The organism is Arthrobacter sp. zg-Y40, from assembly GCF_020731535.1.
GTDB lineage: Bacteria > Actinomycetota > Actinomycetes > Actinomycetales > Micrococcaceae > Arthrobacter_B.
The window spans coordinates 156,129-169,086 of record NZ_JAJFZS010000003.1; the positions used below are offsets into that span (position 1 = coordinate 156,129).

The 12,958-nt window shown below is 61.1% G+C and carries 13 protein-coding genes; 3 read left to right on the forward strand and 10 right to left on the reverse strand.

The window, feature by feature from the left end:
• Positions 1-45: 45 nt before the first annotated feature.
• The 3 genes from hpaE to LJ754_RS04455 are packed head-to-tail and all read right to left on the reverse strand — an operon-like array spanning position 46 to position 3,777.
• Positions 46-1,563, reverse strand: a complete 1,518-nt coding sequence (gene hpaE / locus LJ754_RS04445; RefSeq protein WP_227925675.1) for a 5-carboxymethyl-2-hydroxymuconate semialdehyde dehydrogenase — start codon at positions 1,561-1,563, stop codon at positions 46-48.
• Between the two features lie 49 nt (positions 1,564-1,612).
• On the reverse strand, positions 1,613-2,311 hold the full coding sequence (locus tag LJ754_RS04450) for a GntR family transcriptional regulator (protein ID WP_227925676.1): 699 nt from the start codon (positions 2,309-2,311) through the stop codon (positions 1,613-1,615).
• Positions 2,308-3,777: a fumarylacetoacetate hydrolase family protein gene (locus LJ754_RS04455; protein ID WP_227925677.1), complete on the reverse strand. Its 1,470-nt coding sequence runs from the start codon at positions 3,775-3,777 to the stop codon at positions 2,308-2,310. The genes LJ754_RS04450 and LJ754_RS04455 overlap by 4 nt, the downstream gene beginning before the upstream one ends.
• 356 nt (positions 3,778-4,133) lie before the next feature.
• On the opposite strand from LJ754_RS04455, the gene LJ754_RS04460 reads away from it, so the two are divergent.
• Complete coding sequence (locus tag LJ754_RS04460) at positions 4,134-4,871, forward strand: hypothetical protein (protein ID WP_227925678.1); 738 nt, start codon at positions 4,134-4,136, stop codon at positions 4,869-4,871.
• Between the two features lie 163 nt (positions 4,872-5,034).
• Here LJ754_RS04460 and LJ754_RS04465 read toward each other — a convergent pair whose 3' ends face one another.
• From LJ754_RS04465 to LJ754_RS04475, 3 genes are all read right to left on the reverse strand, one after another.
• On the reverse strand, positions 5,035-5,301 hold the full coding sequence (locus LJ754_RS04465; RefSeq protein WP_227925679.1) for a hypothetical protein: 267 nt from the start codon (positions 5,299-5,301) through the stop codon (positions 5,035-5,037).
• Positions 5,302-5,690: 389 nt separating this feature from the next.
• Positions 5,691-6,776: a HigA family addiction module antitoxin gene (locus LJ754_RS04470; protein WP_227925680.1), complete on the reverse strand. Its 1,086-nt coding sequence runs from the start codon at positions 6,774-6,776 to the stop codon at positions 5,691-5,693.
• A 13-nt stretch (positions 6,777-6,789) separates the two neighbouring features.
• Positions 6,790-7,089 (reverse strand): type II toxin-antitoxin system RelE/ParE family toxin, encoded by a 300-nt coding sequence (locus LJ754_RS04475; protein ID WP_227925681.1) that lies wholly within the window; start codon positions 7,087-7,089, stop codon positions 6,790-6,792.
• Positions 7,090-7,735: 646 nt separating this feature from the next.
• Between LJ754_RS04475 and LJ754_RS04480 the strand changes: the two genes are divergently transcribed.
• Entirely contained in the window at positions 7,736-8,059 is a 324-nt protein-coding gene (locus tag LJ754_RS04480) for a 4-fold beta flower protein (RefSeq protein ID WP_227925682.1), read from the forward strand.
• Between the two features lie 958 nt (positions 8,060-9,017).
• Positions 9,018-10,100 (forward strand): alkene reductase, encoded by a 1,083-nt coding sequence (locus LJ754_RS04485; RefSeq protein ID WP_227925683.1) that lies wholly within the window; start codon positions 9,018-9,020, stop codon positions 10,098-10,100.
• Positions 10,101-10,404: 304 nt separating this feature from the next.
• Here LJ754_RS04485 and LJ754_RS04490 read toward each other — a convergent pair whose 3' ends face one another.
• The 4 genes from LJ754_RS04490 to LJ754_RS04505 form a co-directional block, all read right to left on the reverse strand.
• Positions 10,405-10,746, reverse strand: a complete 342-nt coding sequence (locus tag LJ754_RS04490) for a PIN domain-containing protein (RefSeq protein ID WP_227925684.1) — start codon at positions 10,744-10,746, stop codon at positions 10,405-10,407.
• A 15-nt stretch (positions 10,747-10,761) separates the two neighbouring features.
• The gene (locus LJ754_RS04495; RefSeq protein WP_227925685.1) at positions 10,762-11,286 is read right to left on the reverse strand and encodes a helix-turn-helix domain-containing protein; all 525 of its coding nucleotides are present in this window, start codon (positions 11,284-11,286) and stop codon (positions 10,762-10,764) included.
• A 196-nt stretch (positions 11,287-11,482) separates the two neighbouring features.
• The gene (locus LJ754_RS04500; protein WP_227925686.1) at positions 11,483-12,337 is read right to left on the reverse strand and encodes an SDR family NAD(P)-dependent oxidoreductase; all 855 of its coding nucleotides are present in this window, start codon (positions 12,335-12,337) and stop codon (positions 11,483-11,485) included.
• Positions 12,338-12,342: 5 nt separating this feature from the next.
• Positions 12,343-12,885 carry a YbhB/YbcL family Raf kinase inhibitor-like protein gene (locus tag LJ754_RS04505; RefSeq protein ID WP_231706070.1) on the reverse strand — a complete coding sequence of 181 codons (543 nt, stop codon included), beginning with the start codon at positions 12,883-12,885 and terminating at the stop codon, positions 12,343-12,345.
• Positions 12,886-12,958: the final 73 nt, after the last annotated feature.

Here is a 12,958-nt window from a genome sequence, read left to right on the forward strand (position 1 = left end):
GGGGTTTTGCTCCTTTGCAAAAGGCGGGCGAAGTGTCGGGAGGGGTTAGCCGTCGACCTTGGCGGCGTCGTCGGTCCCGAACTTGGGGGTGTGGACCTTGCCCAGGGTGATGTGCACGGCCTGCTGGTCGGTGTAGAAGTCGATGGAGCGGTAGCCGCCCTCGTGGCCCAGGCCGGAGGCCTTCACGCCGCCGAACGGAGTGCGCAGGTCCCGGACGTTGTGGCTGTTGAGCCAGACCATGCCGGCCTCGGTGTTCTGCGCGAAGTTGTGCGCGCGGGTGAGGTCGGACGTCCAGATGTAGGCGGCCAGCCCGTACTTGGTGTTGTTGGCCAGTTCCAGGGCTTCGGCTTCGGTGTCGAAGGGGGTGATGGCGACGACGGGGCCGAAGATTTCCTCCTGGAAGATCCGGGCGTCCGGGGCGACGTCGGCGAAGACGGTGGGGGCAATGTAGTTGCCCTCTTCCAGGCCTTCGGGGCAGCCGCCGCCGGCGAGCAGGCGGCCTTCGGTCTTGCCGATCTCCACGTAGGAGGCAACCTTCTTGAAGTGTTCGGGGTGGACCAGGGCACCCACCTGGGTCTTCGGGTCATGCGGGTCGCCGACGACGATGGTCTTGGCGCGGGCGGCGAAGCGTTCGCAGAACTCGTCGTAGACCGCGCGTTCCACCAGGATGCGGGAGCCGGCGGTGCAGCGTTCGCCGTTGAGTGAGAAGACACCGAACAGGGCGGAGTCGAGGGCGGCGTCCAGATCCGCGTCGGCGAAGATCACGCAGGGGCTCTTGCCGCCGAGCTCCATGGACAGGCCCTTCAGGTTTTCCGCGGCGTTGCGAAAGATCGTTTTGCCGGTGGTGGTTTCGCCGGTGAAGGAAATCAGCGGGACCTGCGGGTGCTTCACGAGTGCGTCGCCGGCTTCCTCGCCCAGGCCGTTGACCAGGTTGAAGACACCGGCGGGGACGCCGGCTTCGGTGAAGATGTCCGCCCACAGGGAGGCGGAGAGAGGGGTGAATTCGGCTGGCTTGAGTACCACGGTGTTGCCGGTGGCCAGTGCCGGGGCGAGCTTCCAGGACTCGAGCATAAACGGGGTGTTCCACGGGGTGATCAGCCCGGCGACGCCGATGGGCTTGCGGTTCACGTAGTTGATCTGGCTGCCGGGGACCTTCATGGCGTCGTCGAACTGGGCGACGATGAGGTCCGCGAAGAAGCGGAAGTTCTCGGCGGCACGCAGGGCCTGGCCCTTGGCCTGGGTGATGGGCAGGCCGGTGTCGAAGGTTTCCATTTCGGCCAGGCGGTTTTCCTGGGCCTCGACGGCGTCGGCGATCTTGTTGAGGATGCGGGCGCGTTCGCGCGGCTTCATCTTGGGCCACGGGCCGTTGACGAAGGCTTCGCGGGCGGCGGCGACAGCGGCGTCGATGTCTTCCTTCTGCCCGGCGGCGGCGGTGGCGTAGGTCTTGTTGGTGACCGGGTCCAGCACCTCGAAGGTGGCGCCGTTGACGGAGTCCACGAACTTGCCGTTGATGAAGTGCTGGATGTGGGAGGGAAGGTTCTCGGGGACGAAGTGCGTGCTCATGGGTGTTCCTCTTTCGTCATTGAATGTCGTGGAAGTCCGGGCGTGGTCGTTAGATCGGCGACGGCGGCTGGTGGGCCTGCGCCAGGAAGGCGTTGAGCGTGTTGGTGCGGTGCGCGCGGGCGGCGTGCTCGACGTCGGCCGCCGGGGCACCGGCGTCGATCAGGTCCAGCAGCGCGTCGTGTTCCCGGACCGAAGCGTGCGCGCGGTCCGGGACGTAGCGGAAGACGGAGGAGCGCATGCGGCCAAGCCGGTTCCAGCCGCGGTGGACCAGGTCCAGGATGTGCGGATTGGGGCAGCGGGCGTAGAGCAGGGCGTGGAACTCGGTGTTCAGCTGGGTGAACCGGACCGGGTCGAAGCTGGCCAGGACCTCGCGCATTTGCTCGTTCAGGTCGCGGGCTTTTTGTAATTCCTCGGCGCCGATGCTGGGGGCAGCCAGGGCGGTGGCTGCTCCCTCGATGATGCTGAGGGTCTGCATGGTGTGCAGGTACAGGTCCGGGTCGATGCCGGCCACCGTCGCGCCCACGTTGCGCTCAAAGTGGACCAGGCCTTCGGCTTCCAGCCGCCGGATGGCCTCGCGCACCGGGACCACACTGAAGCCCAGCTCGGTGGCGATGCTGCTAAGCACCAGCCGGTAGCCGGGAACGAGTTCCCCGCCGAGGATTCGGTCCTTCAGCTGGGTATAGGCCTGTTCCGACTTGGAACCGGTGGCGGTGCTGGTGTCGGCGGCGCTCATGGGTTCTTTTGTCATACCTGTTCCGCTGCCCAGGCTTCGTACTTTTCCTTCCACGCGGCGTTCATCGGGTACAGCCCGTCGACGCCGTGGCCGGCCTTCACCATTTCGGCGATGAACTCTTCCTGGTGTTCCTGCTTGATGCAGGCCTCCACCAGCTCCTCGGCGATGGCCGGCGGGATGACCAGGATGCCGTCGTCGTCGGCCACGATGATGTCGCCGGGCTGCACGGTGGCGCCGCCGCAGGCGATGGTGATGTCGGTGTCCCAGGGGACGTGCCTGCGGCCGAGGACGGCGGGGTGCGGGTTGGCGCAGTAGACGGGCAGGTCGATGCCGGCCACGGTGGAGTAGTCGCGGACGCCGCCGTCGGTGATGATGGCTGCGGCGCCGTTGTGCTTGGCGCGCAGGGCGAGAATGTCGCCCAGGGTGCCGGTGCCCTTTTCGCCGCGGGCTTCCATGACCAGGATTTCTCCCTCGCCCACGGAGTCGATGGCGCGTTTCTGCGCATTGTAGCCGCCGCCGTGGGACTTGAAGAGGTCCTCGCGGTTGGGCACGTAGCGCAGGGTGCGGGCGGTGCCCACCACCTTGCGGCCGGTGCGGGTGCCGGTGAGGCCGTCGATGGAGACGTTGTTCAGGCCGCGGGCGCGCATCTGGGAGCTGAGGGTGGCGGTGGCGACGGATTCCAGCTTGGCCCGAAGTTCCGGGGTGAGGGTTTTTTCCTTCTGCTGCGGCGCGAGGCCGGCCTTTTCCGCGGAACCCCAGGCTTCTTCGCGCTGCGTGTCGTCAATCTTCGGCTGCGCGCCGAAGGAGGCCAGCGGCGTCGTGCCGTCGGTGACGGTGGTAGTGAGGCGGCCGGTGGTCATGTCCGTGCCGGGGACGTCCACTTCGATTTCGAGGCGGTCGCCGGGGACGGCCACGGAGGCGCCGGCGGGGGTGCCGGTGAGGATCAGGTCGCCCGGTTCCAGGGTGAGCAGCTGGGAGAGGTCGGCCACCAGCTGGGCGAAGGGGAAGATGAGGTCTGCGGTGGTGTCGTCCTGTGCGAGTTCGCCGTTAACCCAGGTGCGGACGCGCAGGTTGGCGGGGTCGACTTCGGCCGTGTCAAGGATGGCGGGGCCCACGGGGGTGAAGCCGTCACCGCCCTTGGAGCGGAGGTTGGAGCCCTTGTCTGCCCAGCGGAGGTCGTACACGCCCAGGTCATTGCTGGCGGTCACTCCCCCGACGTAGCTCCAGGCGTCTTCGATGCTGACGCGGCGGGCGGTCTTGCCGATGACGAGGGCGATTTCGCCTTCGAAGCCGAGCAGTTCGCAGCCGGCCGGGCGTTCCACGCTGCCGCCGGTCAGGGCCAGGGAGGAGCTGGGCTTGAGGAAGTAGGAGGGCTGTTCCGGGGTGCGTCCGCGTTCTGCTGCCCGTGAGGGGTAGTTGATGTGGACGGCGATGACCTTGCCGGCCTGCTTGAGCGTGTCCGTGGTGGCGTCGTTGCCCATGTCTCTCCTGGATCAAGTACGAAATCGTATATGATCAGGGTCACATATGGTGTGGGTCACGTCAAGGGACTATGGTGGACCACCCGAGACCCCTCTCCACCTGGGGCTCGATATAAACCCACCGCTGCTATGAACCTGAGGTGTCTTGCATGCAGCGATCGCACCAAATGCCCGGCGATGAGTTGCGGTACATAACTGCAGGACACTCAGCGCCTGAAAGGCTGCTTCACCGCAGAGATGTATCACGAGCCCAGAAAATGCTTCGCATGCCTACGTAAGAACGGGCCTCAATCTCGTCCGAGTATCATCGGTGCGGTACACCTTCAATGATGCATTCGTGACATAAGGTCTTTCTTATGTATCCCGGGTTTGACATTGTTCCGCTCAATGGAGCTCCCTCCGATGGTTTTACGGGAGTCGATTTCGCCGCTTCTGTTCGCGGTCCTTCCATCTATGACAGGCAATTAACTGAAGACCTGGTCATGCGACTTCTTGAGGAGGAGTTGGCGAAGGCAGGATTCGCCACACGCCGTTGTGGACTTCCAGGTGTCGGGTCTTCGGCGACCGGAGCGCCACCCTTCTACGAGTTATTAAACTGGGTCCAGGAGAACTGGGGCTACCTCCAGGGAGTGGCGTCGACCCTTGTAAGCTACGTTGTCTTCGTTCAAGCCAAAGCTCGAATTTTCGAGAAAATACTCAATGATCGAGTACTCGACCCCTACAAACCCTCCGTTTTCGTCGAAATCCTGTTACGGGCTACATCAAGCACAAGAGAGGAAAGGGAGGATGCTGCTTCCTCCTATGGGGCCTTCCTATTGCATCTGCCGCGGCTTAGTGCACGTCTAGCTGAAGAGCTTCCTGAACAGCGATTTACACTACGAGTAATGAACAAGACCGGAGTGTTGCCCTATACCCACTTCAAGGTCAAGGAAATTCGTCGTTCAGATATTGCCAAAGTGGTGCGCTATATGAACGCTAGGCATGACCTCAGTGGAGTCAAAGCAATGCTTCTATACCGTCAATTCGGGTTCCTCACCCACCTCCGACCGATCAGATCGATGGATGAATTCTTTCGGCTCATGACGGGTCGATAAGTAGGCACTGCATGCGATGAGGATGACGCCTTCCAGGAAACCACACGTTCACGGGGCGCTCCGGGCCGCAACGTGGGCCGTGGTTGTCGGCTCCCAAGTACGATCGTTCCTACAAGGAGGAGACCCGGCGAATATAGATAACGTAGTCGCGCTTAGATCTGCGTTAATTTACCGGTTTCGGCTTCGCTTTCTTCATGATGATGCCCCAACCATTGACTTGGTTTCCCTGGTCGTCACTGGTTGTCGTGTTCTGGGGGTTCAACGCCGAAATCTCCTGAGCAATAGAAAGCAACGCCGCTACCTCCGCGACCTTGAGACGCTGGTCTACGGTGAGGTGATCCTGATCAGTGATAGAGCCTGCACTTTCTCCCTTTGCAGCACCGATGGCCTCGGAGAGTGCGTCCCATGCAGTTGAATAGTCGTGGCTCATACTTTTCCAATCTATGTCACCGTTAGCCATTGCCGCGGGTCCGTTTGAATCTAGCCGCGAAGAGGTATTTGTAGCTCTTTCTTCCAGCCTAGGTCATCATGCTCCTCGAGTCGCTCACGAATAACTCGAAGCAACATCGAATATTCACCGTCAAAAGTGCAGACCTAGGGCGTGGCACAGAGAGGTGAATGCCCATGGCTCTCGGCGGCACATATATCTGCACGACCCAGCCGAACAGGCCAGTTCCAGAACGGTTACCATCGATTGACTTGGCCAATCCTATGCCCACGTATATACATCCACCGTGAGACATCCGCGCCAATAACAGCGCATATGACCATGGGCGAACCATTCGGCCCTGGTCTTGGCCGTCGTGTCCCCTATGTTTTCTACACCCCACCCCAGCGCTCTAGCTGGGCTGTAACCGTCGGAGCTCCCTTCGCCAGAGCGGTTCGGTAGTCTACCGCTTTGTCGCGCTGGAGCCTGCCGAGCACAACAACTGGATTCACCCCGATTCGCTCCGCCTGGGCTTGAATCCAACCCCTGCGCACGGCGGCAGGGGCAGTTGGAAGTCCACCGGGAATTTGCCACTGGCCGGCCTTCTGATCAGCTTCCTTCTCAGCCGGCTCTTCAGAAGAGTCTTCATCGATCATCAGTCGCTCTGGAGAGACGTGTCCCAGCACGATATGCGCCACCTCGTGCAGCAGCGTAAAGAGGACGACGTCGAGGCGCTTGCCGCGTCCTGAAAGAGCGATCACTGGCTGCTTGTGGTCGCCATCCAAAAGGAAAGATGCGCCGTTGAGCTTACTTCCCGGAAAGGCCTCGACATAAACCAGGCGGACGCCCACTGTCGCAAACTTGTCGGGAAGATCCGCAAAATTTTCTTGATTCGCGACGAACCTGGATAGCTCCTCCGCAAGTTTTCTCAGGCCCCCTTCATCATATTTACCAACGTGGAGTTTTTGGGCCTGTTTACGGGCGCATGCCAACCATGCCTTCTGCGTGGGTGTGGGTTCTTCCTCACGATTGGAGCGTCGAGCTGCCGCGAGGAAACTTGGAGTTTCCTCAATGTGATCAATTTGAAACAGCTCAATCAGCTCGTGGGCCTGTTCCGCCAGAGATTCCCCAGAAAGTATTCCGCGCTTTCGCAACAGAGAAACTGGGGCGAGCTCGTTCATTCGAGCCCTGAGGCGAACATCGTCGAGTTCCTGGCGAATATCGCCATCCTGCGCCTGGTTCCAGAGCAGATAGGAGTTCTGAAGGTTTAACCAGTAGTCCGGAGTCGTATCGAGCGCTGCAGCTATTTGGGCTGCCGACTCCCTGGTGATTTCCTTCTTCCCCGCAATTATCTCTGAGACAAACTGGGCAGGTCGCCCGAGAATCTGGGCAAAGTCACTCTGCGACCAATGGCGCGCTTCAAGCTCCTCGGCAAGGAATTCTCCGGGAGGGAACGCTTCAACGAGCTCGGGGGCCACGGGTATCACTCCTTCAGTGGTAGTCAACGGCTTCAATGACGACGGCCGCTCGCCCACCATCGTTGGTTTCAAACCGCAGAATAAGTCTGTATTTTTGGTCGATGCGAATGGACCAGGTCCCGTCACGGTCGCCCTTTAGCTTTTCAAGGTGAAGAGACTTGAGGGCTCTCAGATCCTGATCATTGGCCGCTGCGTGCAGCTGTTGGATCCTTCGCCGATAAGCCTTCGTAACGTTGGGGGCCCAGCGGGAGGTTCGGTGGTCGGGGATATAAGCGAGGCTCCTAAGATCCTCATCCTCATAGTCCACCTGCATGCGGTATGCCGTCCTTCACCCCTCGCGTGAACTTCAGGCTACAGGACAAGCCAGGTGCGTCATGTCATGCACTAATCATAACGCAAAACTCGCTAACTGGCTTCATGGTTGTGGTGATGAGGTGAAACGAGTAGATTGAACGTGTCAGCATCACTGACACGAAAAAGGGCGGACCCGTTTGCACCGGGCCCGCCCAACAACTCGAGGTAAGAACCGCAAGTTCCATGGTTAGTGGTAGTAGCGATTCTAACGGAGTCTTAGGCGGCCAAAATGGCTTCCCTCCCCTCGGATGAGTGTTCTGAGGAGGACACCATGGCAAGATCCGTTAACCGCAGCGCGCGCTCTGGCCGCTTTGTCACCAAGGCCACCGCAGCCAGATCTCCGCGGACGACGACAACTGAGCGGGTCGGCTCCGGCACAGCGAATAGCCGAAGCGTGAACCGGTCGGCTGCCACCGGCCGCTTCGTCACGCAGGCAACGGCGCGCCGGAACCCCGGCGGGACTATCACCCAGAAGGTCTGAAATGACGGGTTGGGGGCGGGGAGAAATCCCGCCCCCAATCTTTCCCTGGCATTGCTGAGCTACAGCAGACTCCCCGGTGCTAACAAATCGAACTGTCCGAAGTCCATCCGAGAGGGACAACGCCTTGACCATCTTCTACTTCAACACAACCGGAAACCCTGTTGCCTTTCGCCGTCAGGATAGTGACAGATTCCTCTTCGACACCCACGGACACTGGATCGGCTGGTTTCCCTGGGGCGACGCCGACGCCGTCGACAAGCAGGGAAAATACCTCGGAACGATTGTTGGCAATCGTCTGCTGAGCCATGACTCTCATCCCTACAGGGGCTATCCCGGGTACCCCGGCTACCCCGGCTATGCGGGCTACCCTGGCTATCCTGGGTACGCAGGCTACGCCGGCTACATCTCAGGGTACTCAGACATCGCTGGGTCCCGGCTTAAGGGCTAGAGCTCGAGTGCCACGCAAACGCTCGCTGAGACGATTGGCTAACAGCGCGCAAGAGTTGGACTGAGTGCGCTTCTTTCTATCCGGGCCTCCGAAGGACTTCCTAGGGATGCCACACGGGGCTGATTGCCGATAACAGCGCATATGTCAGCTTTCGCACCTCGAGGATGCGTTTGCTGATCCGTCCCATGTGACGGGTCTTTACCTGTTCTCCTCAGCCCGCTCGGGGATACGGTGGGTTCTACTGGGGACCCTGCACGCCCTCATGCAAACGACTTCTGGAGACCCTTTAATTGACTGTCGGCTTATCTGATATTAAGGAAAGATGAACGTGCCAGTCACGGAGTCTTGATACCTTTGGCAGCTGCATCCACGCAGACTGGCGTCCTAGTGACATCATCGTCATAGCAGAAGACGCCTAACACCGTTTCATCAGTTGCATCCGGATGTGTGAACCCTAAAGCATCAGGATTCTGCTTCCCGGCGGCTAGCCACTCATTCGCTGATGTGCATGATTGCAGAGGTGCGACGTCTATCGAATTCCACTCAGCGTCAGTGAAGGTCCTTCCTGCAGCTTCAGCTGCATACATAGCGACGGATATTTTGCGAAGATCTTCAAACGCCTGAGTACAAGCATGAGATATCGCCGTGTCTTCGACATCACTTTCACAACCAGCGCCGACCAGAGTCGCACAGAGTCCTAAAAAACTATGCCCGCTTTTACATATTTCCCCATCCGGGCAGCCTACGACAGGGTTCCTCCGGATTGAAAACAAGCAGCGTCCAGAGACGGACTAGCTGAGCGAAACGCCAGCCCTCCGCTGCAGTATCTAGAGCCTTCCGAGTGTGAGGTGCAACGTCAGCGGAATATCTGCGGGCACCCTCGCGGTTGTTGGTGCATATATGGATCTACAGGCCCGGAGCATCCTCGCCCCCAGCCGTGCAACAAAAGGAACCACACTTGAAACTCTTCACCCCCCTCACCGTCGGCACCATGGAACTGCCCAACCGCCTCGTCATGGCACCGATGTCCCGCGTGCGCGCCGACCGCAACGGCGTGCCCACCGACATCATGGTCGAGCACTACCGCCAGCGCGCCTCCATGGGCCTGATCATCACTGACGGCATCTACCCCTCCTTCACCGGCCAGGGCAACGCCCTGATGCCCGGCCTGGTCACCGAGGAACACGTCGCCGGCTGGAAGCGCGTCACCGACGCCGTCCACGCCGCCGGCGGCCGGATCGTCGCCCAGCTGATGCACTCCGGACGCGTCGCGCACGAGAACATCAACGGCGGCCGTCCCGTCGTCGCCCCCAGCGCCATCGCCGTTGAAGGCATGGCACACACTTACGACGGCAAGCAGCCCTTCCCGGTGCCGCACGCCCTCACCGAAGCCGAACTCCCCGGCATCGTGCAGGACTTCGTCTCCGCCGCGCAGAACGCGATGAAGGCAGGGTTCGACGGCGTGGAGCTGCACGGTGCCAATGGGTACCTGCTGCAGGAATTCCTCTCCCCCGTCTCCAACACCCGCACCGACAACTACGGCGGATCCCCGGAGAACCGTGCCCGGATGGTCATCGAAGCCTTCCGTGCCGTGGCCGAGGCCGTCGGCGCCGAGCACACTGGCATCCGCATCTCCCCGGAACACAACATCCAGGGTGTGCTGGAAACTGACCGTGCCGACGTGACCGCCACCTACACCGCCCTGGTGGACGGCATTGCCGATCTGAAGCCGGCCTACCTGTCCATCCTGCACGCCGACCCGGCCGACGCAATGATTCAGGACCTGCGCCACCGCTTCGGCGGCCCGGTGCTGATGAACACCGGCTTCGGCACGGTCACCAGCCGCGAGGACGCCATCATGCTGCTGGAGGAGAACCTGGCCGACGCCGCCGTCGTCGGCCGTCCCGTCATCGCCAACCCCGACCTGGCCCGCCGCTGGCAGGAAGACCACCCGCTGAACGAGATCGACCAGGCCACCGTCTACACCGACGGCGCCGCTGGCTACACGGACTACCCCCTGCTGGAAGCTGTCGCTTCCTAGCAGGAGCGAACGACGGCGGGCCCTCCCGAGTGTGGAGGGCCCGCCGTTTCTTTAGCGGAACGGTTTCTAAAGCAGCCCTCTGAGTAGGTCGGTCGTTGCGTCCAAGGAGTATGTCTTTGCCAGTTCGTCAAGAATGTCCACTGGCGTCTGCTTGGTTCCTTTTCGTCCCGAGCGCTCAGACATTGCACGGACCGCAGCCAGTCCAAGCTCAAGGTGGACCGAGACGGTTTCGTAAGCGAAATCTTGAACGCCAGTGATCTGAATTCCGTCAGGAACCTTATCGGACGGGAAATCCCGGAAATTATCAGTCACGATACATCCGGCCCCCTCCGACTACCGCCGCGGCTAACACGTGCTCATCGTCAGGGTCCGGCAGTCCATAGGTCCCCTCCAAGCCTTCCCAACCCGTCACGATCGAATCAGCGAAGTGGTTCCGCATTTGCTCGGCAAGATGGCGGGCTTTGGCTTCCGCAGCCGGCTGGCTGTCGCCTCGCTTTATGCGCTTCCGTTCTTCGTTGACCTCCACCTCAGCGAGAACCGCTTCACTGAAAATGAACCGGTAGGACCCCTCGAAAGCCAGCGACAGTAAGAAGTCCCGCTGCGTGCTCGGCCACAGCACGCAGCTGTCCAGGAGGGCGGTGAACATGCCCGTATTCGGGCACTACTTAGGAGCGCGCTGGCGGCGGCGTGCCGCTTCCTTCTTAGCTTCTTTCATGTCTTCGACGACGCTAGCCGGATTCTCATCTTCAATCTCGCCCAGGGAATCGAGGGCCGCGTACTGCTCCGCCTTCCGGACTTCCTTGAAGTCCAGGACGTCTTCAAGCTTGACGCGTCGGTGCGTACCTGGCTTTTCGTACGGGATTTTTCCGGTATCCAGGAGACGGACGAGAGTGGGACGGGTCACGCCCAAAAGTTCGGCGGCTTGCTGGGTGGTCAGCGTCATTGATCGAGGAGTGAGTGTTACCGCTTGGCCCTTGCGCATGGCATCCACGGCCTTAACCAAGACTTCGTAGATTTCATAGGGGAGTTCAACCTGATCGCCCTCGCCGGTGCCAGACAGGAAGAACTGCGGCTTGGGCTTTGCCCCGTTCTTCTGCGCATGCGCCTCAATGAAGTTGTAAAGCTTCCCCGTTCCGGGGGCTTCGGGAGCGAAGAAGGTCTCCTTGGCTGCGGCGTTCGGACTCATCCCTATCCCACTTCTCTGTGTTTTCGTTTTTTTCGTTTTGACGTTTTTTGAATCCTAGCGCCAGGACCTTCGCGCGTCCAGTCCACACTGCTCCACCTTGTTCCACCGTTTTCCACCCTTTTCCAGGCAGCACCGTCTTCGCGATTCCACCAACCGAGTTGGCAAGGTTTGGGACCTGGTCGACGCCGTCGTCGTGTCAGTCAGCCGTGAGTTGGTTGCTGATTTCCCATAGCTTCGTGCGGAGCTCTAACCGGTACGCATCGGGGTGGGCGTGCGTCTCGGTCCCGCGGTCAAAAAACCGTCCTGTGAGGTGCGCGAGCTCGGGGGCAAAGGCCAGCCGCAGTGTGGACCGCACACCGGTGTCCAGGCTGTCGATGCTGAGTTCCGGTGAATCGAGCATCTTTGTCGGCAGGTAGGTGCCGGGATGGACGCTGTTAACGGTGAGGACTCCGGGGTCGTAACGTTCCCCCAGTTCCATTCCCGCCATAACCAGGGCGAGTTTCGACGCTGAGTACGCGCGCTGGCGGGTGTATCCGTGAGCCATCGCCAGGTCGTCAAAGTCGAGAGAGGTCTGACTGAGAGACGCCACGTTGACCACACGGGCCGGCGCACCTGCCCGCGGCGCACCCGCCCGCAATAGGGGCAGCAGGCGCTTTGTCAGCAGGAAGGGTGCAAGGTGGTTGACCGCGAAACACAGTTCGTGGCCGTCCGCGCTGAGCTGGCGGGCGTGGCCGGCGCTCACACCGGCATTGTTTACTAGAACGGATATGTCATCGGTCAGGCCACGGATCCTGTCGGCGAGCTTGGCTACCTGTGCCAGCTCCGCGAAATCGCCCTGCACTGTGGTGATGTCCGCCGGACCGCCGGTCAGCTCCTTTTCGAGCTTTTCCAGCCGCTCCGGGCTTCGACCGTTAAGGACCAACCGAATCCCGCTGTGGCCGGAGAGTTCGAACGCCAGCGCCTTGCCGAGTCCGTCTGTGGCGCCGGTGATAACGATTGTGGGCGTACCTCCCCGATCATCCCGAGGCAGGTGTACTTCGTTTATCGGCATCGCGATCAGACCGCTGGCGTCTCGGCGGTTCCCACAAGCCAGGCGCGGCCAACCGTGTGTTCGGCCATCAGAAAGCCCAAGGTTGCCGGGGTGGCTTCGGCTGAGACCTCGATGTCGTCGACGTCGAGGGCCGTTACCGTGATGAAGTAGCGGTGCCGTCCATGGCCGGCGGGCGGCGCGGCCCCGATGAACCGAGCTGCACGCGCATCATTGGGAAGCTGCACGGCGACTTCAGGCAGGCGCGACCCGTCGTCGTCGCCGGCTCCTTCCGGGATGCTTGTTGAACTGGCAGGGATGTTGGCCACTGCCCAATGCCAGAACCCGGACCCGGTGGGCGCGTCCGGGTCATAGACAGTGACCGCGTAGCTCTTGGTTTCTGCCGGTGCGCCCGACCAGGAAAGCTGCGGAGATGCGTCAAGGCCCCCTGATACTCCGGACATGCCCGACCACTGCGCGAGAGCCAGCGACTGCCCGTCGCTGAGGTTCTCGCTGGTGAGTGAAAAGGTCGGAACTTCCGGCAGTCGGGCATATGGGTTGTTTTCGATCATGGTGTTCCTGTCCGTGGTCGGCGTGCTCGTTGGTCGATTATTGCGTTAATAATCGATTATCTGCAAGGAGCTC